Origin of the sequence: Treponema sp. Marseille-Q3903, assembly GCF_014334335.1 — a bacterium.
Lineage (GTDB): Bacteria > Spirochaetota > Spirochaetia > Treponematales > Treponemataceae > Treponema_D.
Genome location: NZ_JACSEU010000001.1, coordinates 1,101,076 through 1,119,631, shown reverse-complemented (window position 1 = coordinate 1,119,631; position 18,556 = coordinate 1,101,076). Strand labels below are relative to the sequence as shown.

The following is an 18,556-nucleotide window of genomic DNA, read 5'->3' as shown; positions in this document are numbered from 1 at the left end:
GCCGTTATTTTATAAGCATGCAGTCACCATAGGAAAAAAATCTGTATCGGTTTTCGACAGCCTGTTTATATGCATTGAGTATGTTTTCGCGCCCTGCAAACGCGCTCACAAGCATTATCAAAGTGCTTTCAGGTGTGTGAAAGTTTGTAAACATCTGGTCTACAATTTTAAACTTAAACCCAGGATACATAAATATTCTTGTCGAAGAAGTACCGGCAAAAATCAACTTCCCGTCTGCCTCTGAAGCTCCTTCTTTTTTTTCAAATTCCTGAGCAGCACTTTCCAACGTCCTGACACTCGTTGTCCCGACTGCAAGGATGGGGCGCCCCTCTCTTTTAGCCTTGTTGATTTTTTCGGCAGTTTCGGCAGGTATTGTATACCATTCTTCGTGCATTTTGTGATTTTCGATGTTGCTTTCGCGGACAGGAAGAAAAGTTCCAAGCCCTACATGAAGCGTAACAAAACATCGTTCTATTCCGGCTTTGTCTAGTCTTGAAAGCATATCTTGAGTAAAATGAAGACCAGCCGTAGGGCATGCCGCAGAACCGATTTTGTCGGCGTAGACATTTTGATAGCGTTCGGAATCTTCCTCTGTATCTTCTCGTTTTATATAAGGAGGAAGCGGAATGTGACCGTTTTTTTCAAACCAGTCTTCATCGAGCGCAGCGTCGAACTTCATTGCCCTAAATTCAGTCCCTACATTCCCCGAAATCTCTACTATTGTACCAATAGTTCCATCGGGAAATTTGTAACGCATTCCAGGTTTCTGTTTTTTTGCGGATTTTACCATAGTGTTCCAAATGCGGCACTCTTTATCAATCGTGTTCAAAAACATAAATTCAGTCTCGCGACCTGTTGTTTCTTTTATGCCGTAAACGCGAGCGCGTCTGACGCGTGAATTATTAAAAACCATAAGAGTATCAGGTGTGATTAAAGACGGCAAATCATCCATAGCGTAATGCTTAACAACGCCGCTTTTTCGCCCCAAAAACATAAGCTTATCTTGACCGCGAATCCCACACGGATGTTGCGCTATAAGCTCTTCAGGCAGTTCAAAATTAAAATCAGTTGTTAACATAATTTGTGATTATATCGCAAACAAATCGGCGTGGGAACTAATCTTGTTTGCATGCAGAATCAAAACAGCGTTCCCTGGCAGTCGGAAATATTTTTTTTGTCAGAGTTTTCCTCACTAAAAAGATTAGCAAGTCCAAGATGTTTATACGCTTTTTCGGTGACAGTTCTTCCACGCGGCGTGCGCTGCAAAAGACCACACTGAATAAGATAAGGCTCATAGTAGTCTTCAAGAGTATCGATGCTTTCTCCAATGCTTATTGCAAGAGTCTCTGCACCAACAGGACCGCCTCCAAAGTTGTTTATGATAGAAAAAAGAATTTCCCTGTCGTATTTTTCAAGCCCAATCTCATCTATGTCAAGGCGTTTTAATCCGTTATCAACAATATCTATTGTTATTACATTTTTTCCTTCAATCTGGGCAAAGTCACGCATCCGTCTCAAAACTCTGTTCGCTACACGTGGAGTTCCACGGCAGCACTGAGCGAGCAGCATCGCGGCCTCCGTCTCAATCAAAACATCAAGAATCTTAGAAGAACGCTTTATGATAGAGGCGAGCTCTTCCTGAGTATAAAATTCAAACCGTGGGATAAACCCAAAACGTGAACGAAGCGGCGAACTTACACTTCCAGCCTTTGTAGTAGCTCCAATCAATGTAAAAGGCGGAATTGGAATGCGAACAGTTCTAGCCGCTGCTCCCTGACCTATAATCCAGTCGAGTTCAAAATCTTCCATCGCTATGTAAAGCATCTCTTCAATCGCAGGCTTTAAACGGTGAATTTCGTCAATAAAAAAAACAGTCCGCTCCGTGATTGTAGACAAAATTCCAGCCAAGTCTTTTGGCTTATCTAGCGCTGGGGCTGAAGTCACCTTAAAATCAACTCCAAGTTCGTGAGCTGTAATCTGAGCTAAAGTCGTTTTACCAAGCCCCGGAGGACCAATCAAAAGAAGATGATCGAGTGGTTCTTGGCGTTGTTTTGCGGCTTCTATAAAGACTTTCAGATTCTTTTTTACGCCTTCCTGACCGAGAAAATCTTTGAGCAATTGAGGACGCAAAGTTGTATCATTATCATCAAAGTCGTGTAAATCAGCGCGAACGATTGAGGAAAAATTTGTACTTTCAGAAACATCATCGTCTTTCATTTATATCCCCTAAGCAAGCTCAACAATCGCTTTTCTGAATATAATTTCTTCTTTTTCTTTTTGAGATTTTGCCGAAAAATCAGCACTTGAAGAAAGTTCCTGATTGAGTTGAATAACTTTTTGACTTGCCAGAGTTTTGTCGTAACCCATGTTCGCTAGAGATGCGACAACATCCGAAAAAGGATTTGAACTAGATTTTGAAACAGAGGCAGGCTCTGAAAGCGACAATTTTCCCTTGAGTGCGAGCATCATTTTACCGGCAGTTTTTTTACCAACGCCAGGAATTTTTTCGAGCATTTCAATGTCGCCTTTTTCAAGAACATCCATCAAACGAGCGCTCGAAACAGAGCTCATTATTTTTACAGCACCTTTTGGGCCAATTCCATCAACTTTAAGAAGGTCAAAAAACAAACTTCGCTCATCTGCGGTAGCAAATCCGTAAAGATTCATAAGTTGATCTGTATGCTGAAGCCATGTGTAAACCCTAACTTCGTTTCCAACGCCGCCAATCATATCGATATTTGAGTCAGGCATACAGATATCCCATTCAACACCGTTGTTGTCTAAAAAAAGCTGTTTTGGAAATTTTCCGGTAATAATTCCGCTGATTGAATTGAACATAAGACAATTATATAGCAAAAAATGATTTTTATTAAGTAGGGGAAAGTCTTCCCCTGGCTCCAGCCCACAAGTGGTCTTGCGCCACCCCTTCTAGCGGGCAAATTTTTCTTCCACCCTGCCCGCAACGCCCACTTTTATCTTGCAGAATAATGCAAATGAGTTATTGCGCATGCAAGTGCGTCTGCGGCGTGGTCTGGTTTTGGCTCAGCATCAAGGCCGAGCAGAATTTTTACATATTTTTCAACAAGCTCTTTATCTGCAGCGGCAGTCCCTGTTACAGCCTGCTTAATCTGATTGGGCTTATACTCGCCAAGTTTTATTCTGTGCTGAGCAAGGCAAAGAGTTACAACACCTCTCGCCTCGGAAACCCCCATAGCAGATGTCGCATTACGGGCAAAAAAAAGAGTCTCCATTCCGGCTTCCTGTGGCTGAAATTCGTCTATAACAGCGCATAAACTTGTGTAGATTTTAATCAGCCGTTCACCGCGAGCATCTTTTGAACTAGTGGTGATGCATCCATAACTCACCATTTTGTATCTACCGTCTACAAAATCTACAACACCAAATCCCGTATTCGCAAGACCGGGGTCAATTCCAAGAACTCTTTTATTATTGCACATATTTTTATTGTATCATAAATCGCGGTAAAAATTGCAAAATACAAAATTATTGGTAAGACTTAAGGGCAATACTAGTCCGCGGATTTTATTGGGGCTCGACTCTCAACATCAAGACCCCAAGCTATCTAATTTTTATTAATATGTGAATTCAGCAACATTGCTCCATGCACTGTCTGAAACATTGTTTGCGGCACTTGCTACTTTTAGCCAGAAATAGTATTTTGTTCCTGATGCCGGCTTTAAATATGGGGCGTCCGTTGACGGGATATTTGCGGTTCTTGTATTTTCTCCAGCTTCGACATGAACGTGTGTATTGTTGTCATAAACAGCTTGAGAAGAATCATTTGTAAGCGAGTAACCAAGAATCGCGTATGTTGCTCCGTCTAAACCAACCTTTCCATTGTATTTAAATGAAATATTAACGGCACAACTAACAGTGTTATCTTTCATAGAATTGATGACTAAATTCGTAGGTGCATCAAGTTTTGACCTAGAATTTCCGTCATCATTATTTGTTGATTGTTTGCAACCGACGAATGCAAACGCCATAATCAATGCAGTAAAAATAGCTGCCATTTTAGAAAGTCTTTTCATAAAATCCTCCAACGATTTTATTTATTTTTCATTTTGGGGCGAAGTCGAGCATCGCAAGGACTTCGCTCCAAAGGGCTTTTTCAAGCCCTTTGGGTATTGTACAATACCCAAATTTTAAAAATAAAATCTGTCAGAGAATCGATTTTATAACCGATATGCAACAAGCTTTATTTTATATACCGTAAAGTTAAGTTCTAAGATTGTATCCGATGAAATTTCTTTGTTCATTTTTTTATTCACTCACATACACGTGGAATGCCGCAGCTCCCGTTCTTCCGGGATCATATGGACTTACAATAAAGTAATAGCTTACATTACTTTGCGGAGTTACTGTAATTTTGTCGTCAGAACTTGAACCGTCTAACTGACTTATAACAGTGGAACTTGAATCATATAAACTAAACATAGCATCAACTTTTGTTCCGTTTACCATCATGCCGGGGTTACAACCTGAATCTGCTATTTCAAAAGTATACTTTTTATTTGCTTCAAGTGAGATTTTATAGACACTTGCCTGACCGGCACTTGTAAGAGCAACTTGTGTCCAATCACTTTGTGTTGTGCTTGCCGCATTTCCGATTGAACTAGATGAAATATCTGTTGCAGAAGAATCATCAATGCTGACTGTTACAGTACATTGAATGCTTAACAAAGAAACACTATCAGTTAAGGTAATTGTAGCAGTTCCGGGAAGAGCTCCGTAAACCGTAATAGTTTCGCTGCCGCTTCCATTTTGGGTAAAACTTGCACTTGCTCTGTAACTTTCTCCATGGTCTGCACTTGAAGAAACTTTAAAAACTGGACTTGCGCCTGCCGGGACTGTGTAAGTTGCAGTAAGCGTTGCCGTTGTTCCGGAGTTTACGCTCAAAGTATTTTGTGAAAATGCGAGGCCGGTAATCGGTTTTGTTTCATATACATGGACTGCAAAGTTCCCTTTTGAACTCGCATTATAAGGGCGACAAACTAAATAATAAGTGCCGTTTCTTTCTGGAACGTAGGTTAATAAATCATCCCACGCTTTTAAATATGCACCGTCTGCATCATACAGAATGAATACGCTATCTACGTTTGAAGGTAATATGCTTGTATTTGAGTCGGAAGATTCGAAAAAATAGTTTTTACCACTTGTAAGAGCTAGCGAGTATACAAATGAGCCTTTTTCGTTTGTAAATGTTCCCTGTGTGTAATCACTTAATGTTGTACTAGTTCCACTTCCAATATTAATTATTGCGTCAATAGAACTTGTATTAAGGTTTACGGTTACTGCGCATGTAGCAGTAAGAGCGGAAACTGAATCTTTAAGCGTTATTGTATTGCTTCCACCCGGGTTCATCGCCCTGATTTTTAAAGTACGGGTTCCGTTTCCATTGTCAGTCATTGTTCCAGAAGAATAGCTTGTAGGTTCTGAGCCGGTACTATTTGAACCGCTTGCTGTTACCACAAAACTTGGAGTTTTATAGCCTTCAGGCCCTGCGTAAGTTACAGGTATATCTATATATCCGCCTGCATCAAGCGTTACAGCGTTTTTAGAAAGCAAAAGCGATGTTATGGCACTTACAGAATAAGTATAGATTGCGGTGCTTCCAACATATTGTGTAGGGTTGGAGTTACCGTAACGATATGGATAAACTACAAGATAATAAGTGCAACTTTTTTCCGGAGTAACACTTAAATCACCATCATCTATACCTGCAATTTCATTTGAAGAAGAATCAAACAAATGGTATTTACTGTCAATCACTGTGATTCCGGCAGATTGCATAGCAGATCGTATCGCAAAAACACTGTCGGCATTTAAAATTCTGTACGCAACATTCGCTTTTGAGCAGTTCAACTTGTAGATATAGACTTTTTTCTCTGTGCTATACGTTAACTGCGTCCAATCAGAAAGTGCCGTGCTTTCAGCAGAGTTTACAGTAAGAGTTCCGTCTATGTCAGAGTCGCTGACAAGACTTGTTACATTTAGTGTTTTTGAAATTCCGTAGGTTGTGTTTTCAAAAGTAATTGTAATTTTATCAGCAAAAAGATACGGCAAGTTGTTTGTAAGCGTAATCTGCTTGTTTGTTGGATCCCAACTTGCACTTACATTAGAATATGAACTCGAGCTTACACTAAAAGTAAGGCTTAGGGAATCCGGATTAGTTACCGTTACATCTATTGTGGCAGATTTTAGCGGCAAAAGATTTATTGAATCATCAGAGAAAGAAACTTTGATATTAGTTTCCCAAAGTGCTGTAAGCGTAACATTACTTTTTCCCATCTGAAAAGTAGTTGTGCCGCCGGAAGTATAAGTATTTTCGCCGTCGCTCCAACCTACAAAATTATAACCGAGGCGTTTTCCAATTCCATCAAACAAAACCGTTACTGTTGAACCTGCGCTATACTTTGTACTGTCTGCTGGAACTGTAATATCCTCATAAGTTAATCCATCAGCATAAAACACGGAATAGCCGGTGTCATAAATTGCATAAAGGGTTATAACTGCTCCATTTTTTGAAGTTAAGTTTTTTATAGTTTCGCCATTGGAATACACGGGAGTTGCAGCATCTTTAGAAAGTGCCCAGCCAACAAAAACTTTACCTGCAGGCGCCGTATATGAGTTCATCGTAAGAGCAACATCTTTATCATAAGTACAGGAAAGACTTTGCATATCGTCACCTGTTCCGCCGTTTTTGTCGAAAACGATCGTGTATTTATATGCCGTCCATTTTGCTCTTAGTGTAAGGTCGCTTGTAATTGGTGTACGAAAGTCAAAAACAGTTTCTCCATTATACCAACCGCTTAAATAATAACCGGTTTTTGTTGAGTCCGGCGAAGTTGCCTTCTTTCCGCTTTCTATCTTTTGAGAAGAAACTTCGCTTCCACCATCTGCATCAAATGTTACGGTGTAGTAGGTAGTAGTGCTTTCTATCTCAGTTTTACAAGAAGCAAAATTAAACATAAGCAATACTGCTGTAAAAAGTACAAGTATTCCTATTAAATCTAATTTTCGAGATTTAAACATGTTTTTCATACAAAAAAGTCCTTTTTTTTACGGTCATAGACCGCAGATGTAAAATATTTAAAGCCCATGCTATAAGGCGTTTGTGTTCGTCCTATAGTATGGGCTTGTGTCCTTGTTGAGAAAATAGAATGCGGCTTAATGTCATTGCCGTATTCGACACGGCAATCTTTAAAATGCGTGCAGCCCGAAAAATTGTTTCGGGCAGAGTTATAGCTGTGCTGTGCTGTGCTGTGCTGTGCTGTGCTGTGCTGTGCTGTGCTGTGCTGTGCTGTGAATTTTGAGTAATTAGAGAAAATGTGTCAAGTGGTTGTAAACAAAAAATCATAATATAATCTAAAGACCTGTTTTTCCTCTCATTGAGAACATATCAGAAAAGGCGTGAGCCACAATATATCCATAGTAAACAGGCAATGCTGAACAAATGGTCCTCTTTAATCGTCGTCATTGTATACATAAAACACATCAATCAACTAAGATTATATCACAAGAATTTCAATTCATGTTTAAAATATGTAAATTTTTATATATATAAACACCCTTGAGACGAGTCCGTATAACATTCGCTTAAACATATATTTGTGGCTTGTCCCCTTTGTCGGCTTTGAAAACTGTGTTATCGGACTTTTCATGCAGTTGAATTAATGCATCACGGCGATACCAGCGGTCTTTTTTATAATCAGAAATGAGATAATGAATGTAGCCCAATGAATTATTCAGATTATTTTTTTATTCCTTCCAGCGCAAAGTACCGCTCTATTCCCCGAACTTAACCTCTTTTTATTCTGAATTAATTTTTTTTAAATACATTGTCCGGCTGAATATATTTACGACGAAAAAAATTGCAAGCAAATATATTAATATTTTTCTCACTATAACATACGGAAACAATAATGTTATTCCGATTATAATCATTACAAATGCTCCCATATACTTTCCTAACGGATCATATATCGGCTTTCTTAGTCTCGATCCAATAATAAAATTTATAAATGATATTGAAATCGGCATAAACACAAATATGCAATACCATTTCTGCTTAAAAAAAGCTAAAAAAACTGTGATAATAAGTACAAAATCTATAATAACATCGAGAAAAGCCCCAAATGTACTTGTCGCATTTAGGCTTCTGGCGATTTTACCATCCGCAATATCTGTCAGAGCCGCGAATATAAAAATAGAAAACGCTATGACACAAGAGTTATTTAAAAACTCATAATAGAAAATAGGCGCTGCAATCAACCTCAATAAAGTAACGAATGTTGGGATTATATATTTGGCTTTTATTTGCTTTCCAAGTGGCATCACTATCCTTCTATACTCTAAATTCGTTGCCAAAGCTCATTTTTTGTCGGTTTCCCACCATACATATTTAGGGTTACGGCGGAATCAGAGACAGGTTTCACCATGGTTTTCAAAGTGCCAATTAAGTTTTTCGCAATCATCCCATGAAATTGTGCAACTTATAAAATAAGCCTGCTACACTAGGTAACGGGCTTATTAAAATACTACAGATTTCAAAGAGGTTGCCTCAATCATCCGCAACTTTTTCAAAGAAACTTTCAACTATCACTCTTCTGGCTCAAAGTCATCAGGGTATTCAGCTGTGTGATATACGTTTTGAACATCGTCGTTGTCTTCAAGACGGTCAATCAATTTCTGGACACGAGCTGCAGTCTCTTTATCAACAGGAGTGTAGGCATCTGGAACCATTCCAACATCGGCAGAAAGTGTCTCAAATCCTTTTTCCTGAAGAGCTTCCGCAACGCCAGAAAAAGCGTCTGGAGTTGTAGTAACTGTGATTACACCGCTGTCATTTACGATATCATCGGCGCCAGCTTCCAAAGCAACTTCCATCACCTCATCTTCCGAAACTTTTTCTGCATCAAGTTCGATTGTGCCTTTCCTCTGGAACATGCGAGATACAGAACCGGAAGTTCCAAGGTTTCCACCGTTCTTTGTAAAGATATTCTTAACGTCAGCCGCGGCGCGGTTTTTATTGTCAGAGAGAACCTCAACCATTACAGCAACTCCACCAGGAGCGTAGCCTTCATACAGATATTCCTCGTATGCCGCTCCACCATCTTCACCGGTACCCTTTTTAATCGCGCGGTCAATATTGTCTTTTGGCATGTTAGCGGCGCGAGCCTTGATTATTACTGTACGAAGTCTAGGGTTTGCGTTTGGATCTCCACCACCCATACGAGCGGCGATAGAAATTTCCTTAATAAATTTTGTAAAAATCTTACCACGTTTTGCATCGGCTAATCCTTTTGCGTGTTTAATGGTGGCCCATTTACTATGTCCTGACATTAGGAACTCCTTATATGTTTAATAAATATGCTGAATTATCCACTTAATGTAACACAAAACAAAAACTTATTCAATATTTCTTTTACAATTAAAAAATCTCAATATATAATGAGAGAATATCAAAATAAAACGCTATCAACGAGGTCAATATGAATAACGATATCTCAGTCTCTTTAATCAATCCGAATAACAAAATTGATTGTATTAAAGTAAAGTACGACACGCCAATATACGAAATAACAGATAAGTTCAATTTCCCATCTGAAAAAATTTATGCAGCACGTGTCAACAATGAGATAAAATCTCTTGATTCACGCATAAAATATAAATGCACAATTGAGCCTGTCCTCAGCAACACAAAATCGGGAGCCTTAGTCTACCGCCGTTCCCTTTGTCTTCTTCTTGCAGCCGCTTCGCACAACCTTTTTCCTGATAGACGTTTGTTAGTTGGACACAGTCTTGGATACGGATATTATTACACATTTGAAAACGAAATTGAAACTCGCCAAGAAGAGCTCGATGCTCTTACAAAAGAGATGAAAAGGCTTATAAAAGAAAATATCAGAATTACAACTTCAATTATCTCTTATCAGGAAGCTGAAGAACTTTTTGAAAAGTTAAACCTTACGGAAACAAGAAAACAGTTAAATTTCAACTGTATGTCGGGGGTAAAAATCAACACGATTGGAGATTTTTCTGATTTATTTTTTGAACCGCTCGTGCTTTCTATTGGCGTGCTGAAAGTCTTTGACTTGATGAAGTATCAAAACGGATTCCTGCTCAGATTTCCAAAATCTTCCGACCCTGACACTCTTATGCCGTTTAAAGATGAACCAAAACTCTTTGAAATTTATCATAAATACAAAGAGTGGGGAAAACGAATCAACGTCACATCTGCCGCAAGCTTAAACGCACTTATCGCTGACGGAAAAATAAATGACTTCATAGAAATAACAGAAACTTACCAACAAAAAAATATATCTAAAATCGCCTCTCAGATAATAGGAAAAGGAACAGTCAGAATAGTATTGATGGCAGGCCCGTCGTCATCAGGAAAAACGACGTCTGCAAAAAAACTCGCGCTCGAACTTCAGGCTATGGGATATATGCCAAAGGTGATAAGCCTTGATTGCTATTATGTCGGACGCGATAAAACACCACTTGGACCAGACGGAAAGCCGGATTTTGAATGCCTCGAGTCGCTGAACATTGAACTTTTAAATCAAAACCTCATCGATTTATTTGATGGAAAAGAAGTCAACATTCCATCTTATGATTTTCACACAGGGACAAGTTATTACGAAGATGACAACAAGATAAAACTAGCCCCAAATGAAATATTGATTATGGAAGGAATTCACGGATTAAATGAAAAACTGACTTCAAAAGTTCCTTCAAAATTCAAGTTTAATATCTACCTTTCAGCTTTGACACAGCTAAACTTAGATGACCACAACAGAATCTCGACGAGTGACAACCGATTGCTCAGACGCATTGTTCGAGACAACAACTTTCGCGGCAAAAGCGCAGCCGGGACCATTGAAATGTGGCCTAGCGTAACTAAGGGCGAAGAACTTCATATTTTCCCATTTCAAAACAATGCTGATGCAATATTAAACACTGCGCTCGATTACGAACTATCTGTTTTGCGTGTTTACGCTGACCCACTTTTGAGGCAAGTAAAACCGAGTCAAAAAGAGTATTCAGAAGCGAGAAGATTGCTAGCATTCTTAGATAACTTTGCGACTATTGCGCCGACTGCAGTTCCTCCTCGTTCGATCATCCGTGAATTTATCGGTGACAGTGCATTTAAATATTGATTTTTGAGTTTGCATCGTCAAGGAGTTCTGCTTCTTCATAATCAGCAGCTGCTTTCCAATCAGCTTTTTGATTATCGCGGAGTTTTTCAAGAGCAGTCGTTTTTTTTATGCATTGCCTGAGAACTTCCCTTTTTTGTTCCGTAATCAGTTTTGCCTCTGCAAGTTGTTTTAACAATTCTTCTTTTTGATAATTCAAGAGATTTTTATATTGGCTTTGACTCATCACATCATCAAAATTAAGCGAGCCTTTTATCATAGCTTTTGAAGCCGCATACTGCTCGGCAATATATTTTAGTTTTTCATTTATTTCATTTTCAACAGAAATAGATTTTGCAAGCTCACCTTCTGCCTGCTGTTTTTCAAAATTACGGTAATCAAGAATTTTCTGAAGCTCAAAAGAAAATTTTTTCATCTATATCAGCACCAAAAAATAAAATTATTCGGTATAACGCTTGCTTGCATCGACAATCTGTGCAGTTGACGGAATTAAACTCGCCGGATTTTCGACGTATTCATCCTCTGGAATGTCTATTCCTGTCAATTCTGAGAATTTTTTAAGAGTTTCTTCCATAGGGCAAGGTTCATATTCGTCCTGCTTTAAAAACTCTTCAATTGCTTCATGTTTATCTATCGCTTCATCTATCGAAGTGGAATTACCTTTTTGGTAAATTCCTGCTGAAATCATCGTTTCATTCTCCTGATAAGTTGCCATCCAAGCGCGAGTTTGCCCAACTGCTTTGCGTGTCTGCATTCCTGTTACACGCCTTGAAAGCCTGGAAACAGACTGGAGAATATCAACTGCCGGATAATGATTTGCCTGTGCAAGTTTTCGACTTAAAACAATATGTCCATCGAGCGTACCTCGAACTTTATCCGTAATCGGCTCGTTCATATCATCTCCATCTACGAGAACTGTATAGAACGCTGTGATTGAACCTTTTAAATTTGTTCCTGAGCGCTCAAGGAGTTTTGGAATCATATCAAAAACACTCGGCGGATAACCTTTTTGAGCGGCAGGTTCACCGTTTGCAAGCCCGATTTCACGCTGAGCATGAGCAAAACGCGTGACAGAATCCATCATCAGCATTACGTCTTTTCCCTGGTCACGAAAATATTCTGCAATTGCTGTACAAACTTGAGCTGCGCGAAGACGACAGATTGAAGGTTCATCAGATGTTGCAACGACAAGCACTGAACGTTTCATCCCCTCTTCACCAAGATCTCGTTTTACAAAGTCTAAAACTTCACGTCCACGTTCCCCTATCAGCCCTATCACATTTACATCTGCATTTGTATTTCGCGCGATGATGCTCAACATAGTAGATTTTCCAACTCCGGAACCTGCAAAAATGCCAAGGCGCTGACCTTTTCCAACTGTAAGAAGAGAGTCGATTGAGCGAACTCCAGTTGTGATCCTACGGTTTATATCAGTTCTCTCATTTGGGGAAGGCGGATTTGCGACTGCGGGATAATAAGTTTCTGGAACAAGCTCTCCTTTATCATCGCACGGATGACCTGTGACGTTTAACATACGTCCAAGAAGATTTTTTCCCACAGGAACCATCAGCGTCTGACCGGTTGCTACAACTTCACAACCGACTTCTATTCCTTTTGTCTCACCAAACGGTGCAAGGTGAACTATTTTATCATCGAGCCCGACAACCTCTGCCTGTAAAACAACACCATTTTGCAATTTTATGATACACATTTCGCCGATCACAGAGCGAGGTCCTTCGCTTTCAACTTCGAGCCCACGCACTGCTGTTACACGACCTGTGTACAAAATAGTCTCTGCATCAATTACTTTTTCGAGATATTTTGAAAAATTAAATTCCCCAGTATATGTGGATTTCATCAATCTGCTCCGGTGAGAGAATCCTGTCGTTTGATTGTTTTCAATGGAGATACTTCAAGAATCTTGTTTTCAAGTTCCGTAAGCTGGCTAGAAATTCTAGCATCGATTGCGCCAAAATCTGTTTCAACTATACATCCGCCTTTTTCGACAGAAGAATCTTCTTGAACAGTTATTCCCTTGACGTTTTCAACATGCTGAATAAATTCTTGAGCATGAGCCGATGTAAGTTTTACATCTTCTATATTTACCCTAAGCGTTACAGAGCCGCGAGTCTTAACTTTTTTAAGGGCTGCAAGAGTATTCGCCATGATGACATTTTTCTGATTTTCGGAAAGAATTTTTACAACTTTACGTGCCATCAAGATGACAAGCTCAACAATTTGACTTTCAGTATCCTGAAGAATTTCTTCACGGCGAGCCATAACTGATTCAAGAATCTTGTGCATTCTATTTATAAGGCGTTCAACTTCCGCATAACCGCTGTCGTAGCCTTCTTTTTGTCCTTGGTTAAAACCTTCAAGATGTGCGTCGCTCGTAAGTTTTTCTCTTTGAGAATTGGCATCAGCTATAATTTGCCCGGCTTCCGCTTTTGCTTTTTCTATAATTTTTTCAGCTTCGTTTTCCGCATCTGTTTTAATAACGGCAGCCTGATCTGTCTGACGTTTTACTTCCAAAAAAGCAGTCTCTTCGGCATCTTTTATGATTTTTTCAGCTTTAGATTGCGCTTCAGTTATCATCTGTTTTTTTTCAAGTTCAAAATTAGCTCTAAATCGCTCAGCTTCTTTGCGCAAATCGTCGGCAGTAGGTCCCTTGTATTCTTCAACAACTTCTTCAACATCTGTTTCCACAGGAGTATAGTCTTTGAAAAGAGGAAGCATTACTTTATTTTCAAGATTTTTTGCCTCTCCCGGGCGAAATACAGTTTTTGCCATATTGACTTCCTATTATGCGACTCAGGTAACAAGTTCATCTTCGCCGGAGCGAGCAATAACGATATCTCCGTTATCTTCGAGTCGTCTGATGATAGATACAATCTTCTGCTGAGATTCTTCAACGTCTTTTAAGCGGACAGGTCCCATAAATTCCATATCTTCTTTGAGCATAGATGCGGCACGTTTAGACATATTGCGGAAGATTTTATCTTGTACTTCAGTATCGACAGATTTAAGCGCTTTTGCCAGTTCCTGTTGGTCAACATCACGCAGAACTTTCTGAATTGCACGGTCGTCGAGCATAACGATATCTTCGAATACGAACATTCGCTTTTTAATCTCTTCTGCCAAATCAGGATCATCTTCTTCGAGTGATTCGATGATAGACTTTTCAGACGAACGGTCAACAAGGTTCAAAATTTCAACGATAGCTTCAACACCACCAGCCGCTGTATAGTCTTCCGAAGACAAAGTAGAAAGTTTCTTTTCCAATACGCGTTCAACGTCACGCAATACATCAGGAGATGTACGGTCCATCGTTGCGAGTCGTTTTGAAACTTCTGCCTGCATATCTTCAGGGAGGTTCTGCATGATGACAGCTGCTTTTCCAGGTTCAAGATAAGCGAGAATCAACGCGATAGTCTGAGGATATTCCTGCTGGATAAAGTTCAAAAGGTGCGCAGGGTCTGTACGACGGATAAAGTCGAACGGACGAACTTGAAGGCTTGAAGTAAGCCTGTTGATGATATCGATAGCTTTTTGTGAACCGAGAGATTTTTCCAAAAGTTCTCGAGCATAGTCGATACCACCTGTCGTGATGAAGTTTTGTGCATTCATCAACTCCTGAAATTCTTCGAGGACGGCATCTTTAAACTCGGGGTTTACTTTTTCCTGACGTGCGATTTCAAATGTCAGCGTCTCAACTTCATCTTCGCGAAGGTGTTTCATAATTTCCGCAGAAACTTCAGGGCCAAGCGAAATAAGGAAAATCGCCGCTTTTTGACGACCTGTTAAACTTTTATAATCTTTTGCCGACCCTTTTTTTCCGCTTCCAGAACCAGCAGGTTTTAACTGACCAGGTTTTGGAACTGGCTTAGGGCTCGATGACGTTTTTTCTGCTGCTTCGTCTGCCATACTACTCCTCCATCAACCAAGTTCTGATGAGCATTGCAACGTCTTCAGGATGCTCTTTTGCCATAGAAACTGCGTTCTCCAAAAGTTCCATGCGCCTTGTCTCTTCGACAGACATTGTAACTTCCATTCCATCGTCTTTTGCTTCCCAAAGTGCTCTCTCGCGTGCTGCCTGCTGCTCTGCAAGAAGTCTCGCTTCTCTTTCGCGGCGGCGGCGTTCCATTTCACGACTGATAATACGGAATAAGATAAAGCCGACGAGGACAACAGCAACAGCAACAAGAACAAGAAGAATCGTTCGTTTTCTCTGCAATGCTGAAAAATAAGCGGCTTCTTCTTCTTCAAATTCTGTATCTCTATCGTATGCAATATTTGTAACTACGACTAAGTCACCGCGTGAACGATTGTATCCAACCGCCCCTTTTATGCTGTCTTCGGCTTTTTTTAAATCCTCTTCGGAAATCGGCGTGTATACGCGTTTAAAATGCCCCTCTTCATCAATGAGCGGATTTCCTTTTTCATCTTTAGAGATTTTCCACTTCCCATCAAGGTTTACAGAAACAGAAATGCGGTCAATCTTTGGCGCCGTATTTTCTGTCGTGCGTTCTTGATTGTACGCATAGTTTGTAGTTGTACCGGTCTCAACAGACTTGCCGATCACGTTTGAATTATCGCTATAAACAGGTGGATTTTGACCTTCAACACCGGCAGGACCTTCCGGGTTATATCCTGTTCCCTGCCATTCTTTATTTACTTTCTGTTCAGAAATTACAACGCCGTCTTTTATTTCGGAATCATCGTATGGAGTATCAGGATTGTCCTCACGGACTATAAACGGCTTATATTCTGTTTTGTCTTTAGTTTTTTCGGAAGTATCCATCTCGATTGTGACAACCATGTCTCGGCAGCGGTCTTCCGTATAAGTATTTACAAAAAGGTTCAAAACTTTGGCGCGAATTTTTGCAGCCTGCTGAAGTTTAAATTTTTCTGTCTTTTCAATCAGAGTTAAACGGTCGTATTCCGCCATGCTTTCAAAATCGTTTATCTGATTGCCTTCATTGTCGGTGATGACAAGATTTTCCGCTTTGAGCCCCTCAATTGCTGAGAGAACGAAATTTTGAATTCCAAGAAGTCTTTTTTTATCTTGATATAGAGTGCTGCCGGGTTTCACTTTTAAAAGGATACTCGCGCTCACAGGATTTTGATCAGCAGTAAACAATTTATCTTCTGGGAGAACGATGTTTACATCAGCCATTTGAATATCGGAGATCGATTCGATATGCTGTCTGAGCTGTCTTTGGATTGAGTTTTTAAGTTTTACGTTCTGATCCGAATCTGTTGTTGACCAGCTTCTGTCAAAAAAACCTGCCCATGGATCTACAGAAGAAGGAACGAGGTTTTCGCTGATCAGGATCTCACGCATTTTGCGTGCGGTCCTATCATCGGCGACGGATATGTAGCCATCACTTGTTGTCCAAGCGTCAATATTTTCCTGAGAAAGCCTGTCCATAATTTTTGTTCTGGAAGTTTCATCGGTTACAGGTGAATTAAAAAGACGCACAGTAGAAGGCTTTGCAGACAGCCTTGCCGCCGCAACAATTGCGACAATTACAACGATTATAATGCCAAATAATATGACTTTTTGTATCGGTTTCCACTTCGACCACATGTTTTTGATTGAATCGGTTACCTTTTTAAGCCATTCGTTCATCTGTCCCTCCCGTGAACGAATTCAAAAATACTAAATTTAATAGTAAATTTGATTAATTGTAGCACAAAAAAACAAATTTGACAATAAAAAACTATTTACTAACGATAGTTAGACACTTTTTGCAAATTACCTCGTTGTAGTTATATCGTTCCAGCCTGAGACAATTCTGTCGATAACAGTTTGAGCAAGGTTCAACGACATTCTTGCCTTTGACATAGCGATTGTAACATCGTGAATGTCAACATCATCAGGGTTTGTGATAAGTTTTTCCTGAATATCAGCAACTTCTATCTGCTGAGTGTTGACAGTGCTGACCGCTTCAATAAGATAATCCTGAAAAGACTTTGTCTGAGATGCAGGCTGAACTGAAGCTGCCTGAGATTTTCTATCGATCCCCGCTGTTTTAGAGACAGGCTCAGAACTGTAGAGATTTTGTGTGACAGATTTTATTTTTCCATTTCCAAAATGGTTTACATCAGTTCTATTCAACTGAACTTTGCCGAAATCTAATTCTGGTATTTTCATAGCACCACCCTGTCAAGAGTCTACACCGCTTATCTTCCGATATCAAGTGCCGCTTTAAACATATCTTTTGCACCGTCTATAACTGTTGCGTTGGCTTCGTATGCACGGCTCGCAGATATTAAATCTACCATTTCATTTACAATATTTACATTAGGATATTCAACATACCCTTTGTTCGGACCGCTTTTAAAAGCGTCGGGATGATCTGGGTCGTATACAAGCCGTCCCTGAGATGTATCTTTTGTGATTTCCATCACTTTGACACCTTTTCCAGGACCGTTGTCTAAATCCGAAGGGACAAACGGAGTGCGCCACTGCGCAGATTTATCTGAAACAGGTCTCAATACAACTGTCGATTTTTTAAATGCGCCGCCTTCCTGAGTACGAGTCGTTGAGGCGTTTGCAATATTGTTTGAAATTACGTCGCTGCGAAGCCTTTCTGCAGACATTCCAGTTGCAGCAATATTTATACTAGTGAACATTCCCATACCGTTTTACTCCTTAAAAAACTGATAAACTTTTAAACTCGAAAATGATTTCGCAAAAACTCCGAGTGCTGCAGCCATTGCACATTTACTATGCGGCTAGCAAATCAAAATTATTTTTTCATTGCAGTATTCAGCTGTTCAAATTCAAAACCTGCCAACTGTGTCAAAAGTCTGTACTGCATCTGAATCTGTAAAATGTTGTTTGCTTCGTACTCAGCGTCAACATTGTTTCCATTCGCTTTTGATGTAGAGACATAATCGACTACACGGCGAGGAGAAACATCTCGGTAATCATAAGGTGTATTAATCTGAATGTGTCTTTCATCTGTAACGTTGAGATGTGGTCCCTGTGCAGCGATTTTTTCCGAATTAAGTGCGCGTTTCAGCTCACTTTCAAAATTGACTGTAGAGCGTTTGAAATTTGGAACTTCACTGTTTGCAAGATTGTTTGCACTGACCTGATAACGAAGTGAAGTTACATCCATTTCACGCTGCAATAAGTCAATTGAGCGCGTAAAACTGTTCATATTTGGCTTTCCTCCAATTATAATTTGTTTACATCTACTTTGATTTTCGGAAGCTGAAAAAAATTGTTTAGTTTAATTTTATGTCAAATTAAAAATCTTATTTTGATAACTCTAGCTGATTCTTATCAGCAAGGTTGAAGTTCTTCTACAAATACATACGAAAAACTTGTAACTTGTATCTATATTCTTTTTTCTCTATAA

General features: G+C 39.7%; 17 protein-coding genes. 1 reads left to right on the top strand and 16 read right to left on the bottom strand.

Annotated elements, in window-relative coordinates; genetic code table 11:
• Positions 1-4 precede the first annotated feature (4 nt).
• From queA to H9I37_RS05065, 8 genes are all read right to left on the bottom strand, one after another.
• Entirely contained in the window at positions 5-1,078 is a 1,074-nt protein-coding gene (gene queA / locus H9I37_RS05100) for a tRNA preQ1(34) S-adenosylmethionine ribosyltransferase-isomerase QueA (protein ID WP_187381382.1), read from the bottom strand.
• A gap of 59 nt (positions 1,079-1,137) precedes the next feature.
• On the bottom strand, positions 1,138-2,217 hold the full coding sequence (gene ruvB, locus H9I37_RS05095; protein WP_187381381.1) for a Holliday junction branch migration DNA helicase RuvB: 1,080 nt from the start codon (positions 2,215-2,217) through the stop codon (positions 1,138-1,140).
• Between the two features lie 9 nt (positions 2,218-2,226).
• The gene (ruvA, locus tag H9I37_RS05090; RefSeq protein WP_187381380.1) at positions 2,227-2,838 is read right to left on the bottom strand and encodes a Holliday junction branch migration protein RuvA; all 612 of its coding nucleotides are present in this window, start codon (positions 2,836-2,838) and stop codon (positions 2,227-2,229) included.
• A 134-nt stretch (positions 2,839-2,972) separates the two neighbouring features.
• Positions 2,973-3,458: a crossover junction endodeoxyribonuclease RuvC gene (gene ruvC, locus H9I37_RS05085; protein WP_187381379.1), complete on the bottom strand. Its 486-nt coding sequence runs from the start codon at positions 3,456-3,458 to the stop codon at positions 2,973-2,975.
• Positions 3,459-3,593: 135 nt separating this feature from the next.
• Positions 3,594-4,052 carry a hypothetical protein gene (locus tag H9I37_RS05080; protein ID WP_187381378.1) on the bottom strand — a complete coding sequence of 153 codons (459 nt, stop codon included), beginning with the start codon at positions 4,050-4,052 and terminating at the stop codon, positions 3,594-3,596.
• A gap of 232 nt (positions 4,053-4,284) precedes the next feature.
• A complete protein-coding gene (locus H9I37_RS05075; protein ID WP_187381377.1) occupies positions 4,285-7,065 on the bottom strand; it encodes an InlB B-repeat-containing protein in 2,781 nt (926 codons plus the stop codon).
• A gap of 768 nt (positions 7,066-7,833) precedes the next feature.
• Complete coding sequence (locus tag H9I37_RS05070) at positions 7,834-8,358, bottom strand: CDP-alcohol phosphatidyltransferase family protein (protein WP_187381376.1); 525 nt, start codon at positions 8,356-8,358, stop codon at positions 7,834-7,836.
• A 264-nt stretch (positions 8,359-8,622) separates the two neighbouring features.
• Complete coding sequence (locus H9I37_RS05065; RefSeq protein WP_187381375.1) at positions 8,623-9,366, bottom strand: YebC/PmpR family DNA-binding transcriptional regulator; 744 nt, start codon at positions 9,364-9,366, stop codon at positions 8,623-8,625.
• Between the two features lie 149 nt (positions 9,367-9,515).
• Between H9I37_RS05065 and H9I37_RS05060 the strand changes: the two genes are divergently transcribed.
• Entirely contained in the window at positions 9,516-11,186 is a 1,671-nt protein-coding gene (locus H9I37_RS05060; RefSeq protein ID WP_187381374.1) for a nucleoside kinase, read from the top strand.
• On the opposite strand, the gene fliJ is transcribed toward H9I37_RS05060, so the two are convergent.
• The 8 genes from fliJ to flgB all read right to left on the bottom strand — a co-directional run bounded on the left by fliJ (position 11,176) and on the right by flgB (position 18,355).
• Positions 11,176-11,598: a flagellar export protein FliJ gene (gene fliJ / locus H9I37_RS05055; protein ID WP_187381373.1), complete on the bottom strand. Its 423-nt coding sequence runs from the start codon at positions 11,596-11,598 to the stop codon at positions 11,176-11,178. The genes H9I37_RS05060 and fliJ overlap by 11 nt on opposite strands.
• A gap of 24 nt (positions 11,599-11,622) precedes the next feature.
• Entirely contained in the window at positions 11,623-13,041 is a 1,419-nt protein-coding gene (locus H9I37_RS05050) for a FliI/YscN family ATPase (RefSeq protein ID WP_187381372.1), read from the bottom strand.
• The gene (fliH, locus tag H9I37_RS05045) at positions 13,041-13,973 is read right to left on the bottom strand and encodes a flagellar assembly protein FliH (protein WP_187381371.1); all 933 of its coding nucleotides are present in this window, start codon (positions 13,971-13,973) and stop codon (positions 13,041-13,043) included. Before fliH ends, H9I37_RS05050 begins: the two co-directional genes overlap by 1 nt.
• Positions 13,974-13,994: 21 nt before the next feature.
• Entirely contained in the window at positions 13,995-15,107 is a 1,113-nt protein-coding gene (gene fliG / locus H9I37_RS05040) for a flagellar motor switch protein FliG (protein WP_187381370.1), read from the bottom strand.
• A gap of 1 nt (position 15,108) precedes the next feature.
• Positions 15,109-16,815: a flagellar basal-body MS-ring/collar protein FliF gene (fliF, locus tag H9I37_RS05035; RefSeq protein WP_187381369.1), complete on the bottom strand. Its 1,707-nt coding sequence runs from the start codon at positions 16,813-16,815 to the stop codon at positions 15,109-15,111.
• A gap of 126 nt (positions 16,816-16,941) precedes the next feature.
• Positions 16,942-17,340, bottom strand: coding sequence for a flagellar hook-basal body complex protein FliE (gene fliE, locus H9I37_RS05030; protein WP_187381368.1), 399 nt, complete (start codon positions 17,338-17,340; stop codon positions 16,942-16,944).
• 29 nt (positions 17,341-17,369) lie between these two features.
• On the bottom strand, positions 17,370-17,828 hold the full coding sequence (flgC, locus tag H9I37_RS05025) for a flagellar basal body rod protein FlgC (RefSeq protein ID WP_187381367.1): 459 nt from the start codon (positions 17,826-17,828) through the stop codon (positions 17,370-17,372).
• A 110-nt stretch (positions 17,829-17,938) separates the two neighbouring features.
• The gene (flgB, locus tag H9I37_RS05020; protein ID WP_187381366.1) at positions 17,939-18,355 is read right to left on the bottom strand and encodes a flagellar basal body rod protein FlgB; all 417 of its coding nucleotides are present in this window, start codon (positions 18,353-18,355) and stop codon (positions 17,939-17,941) included.
• Between the last annotated feature and the right edge of the window lie 201 nt (positions 18,356-18,556).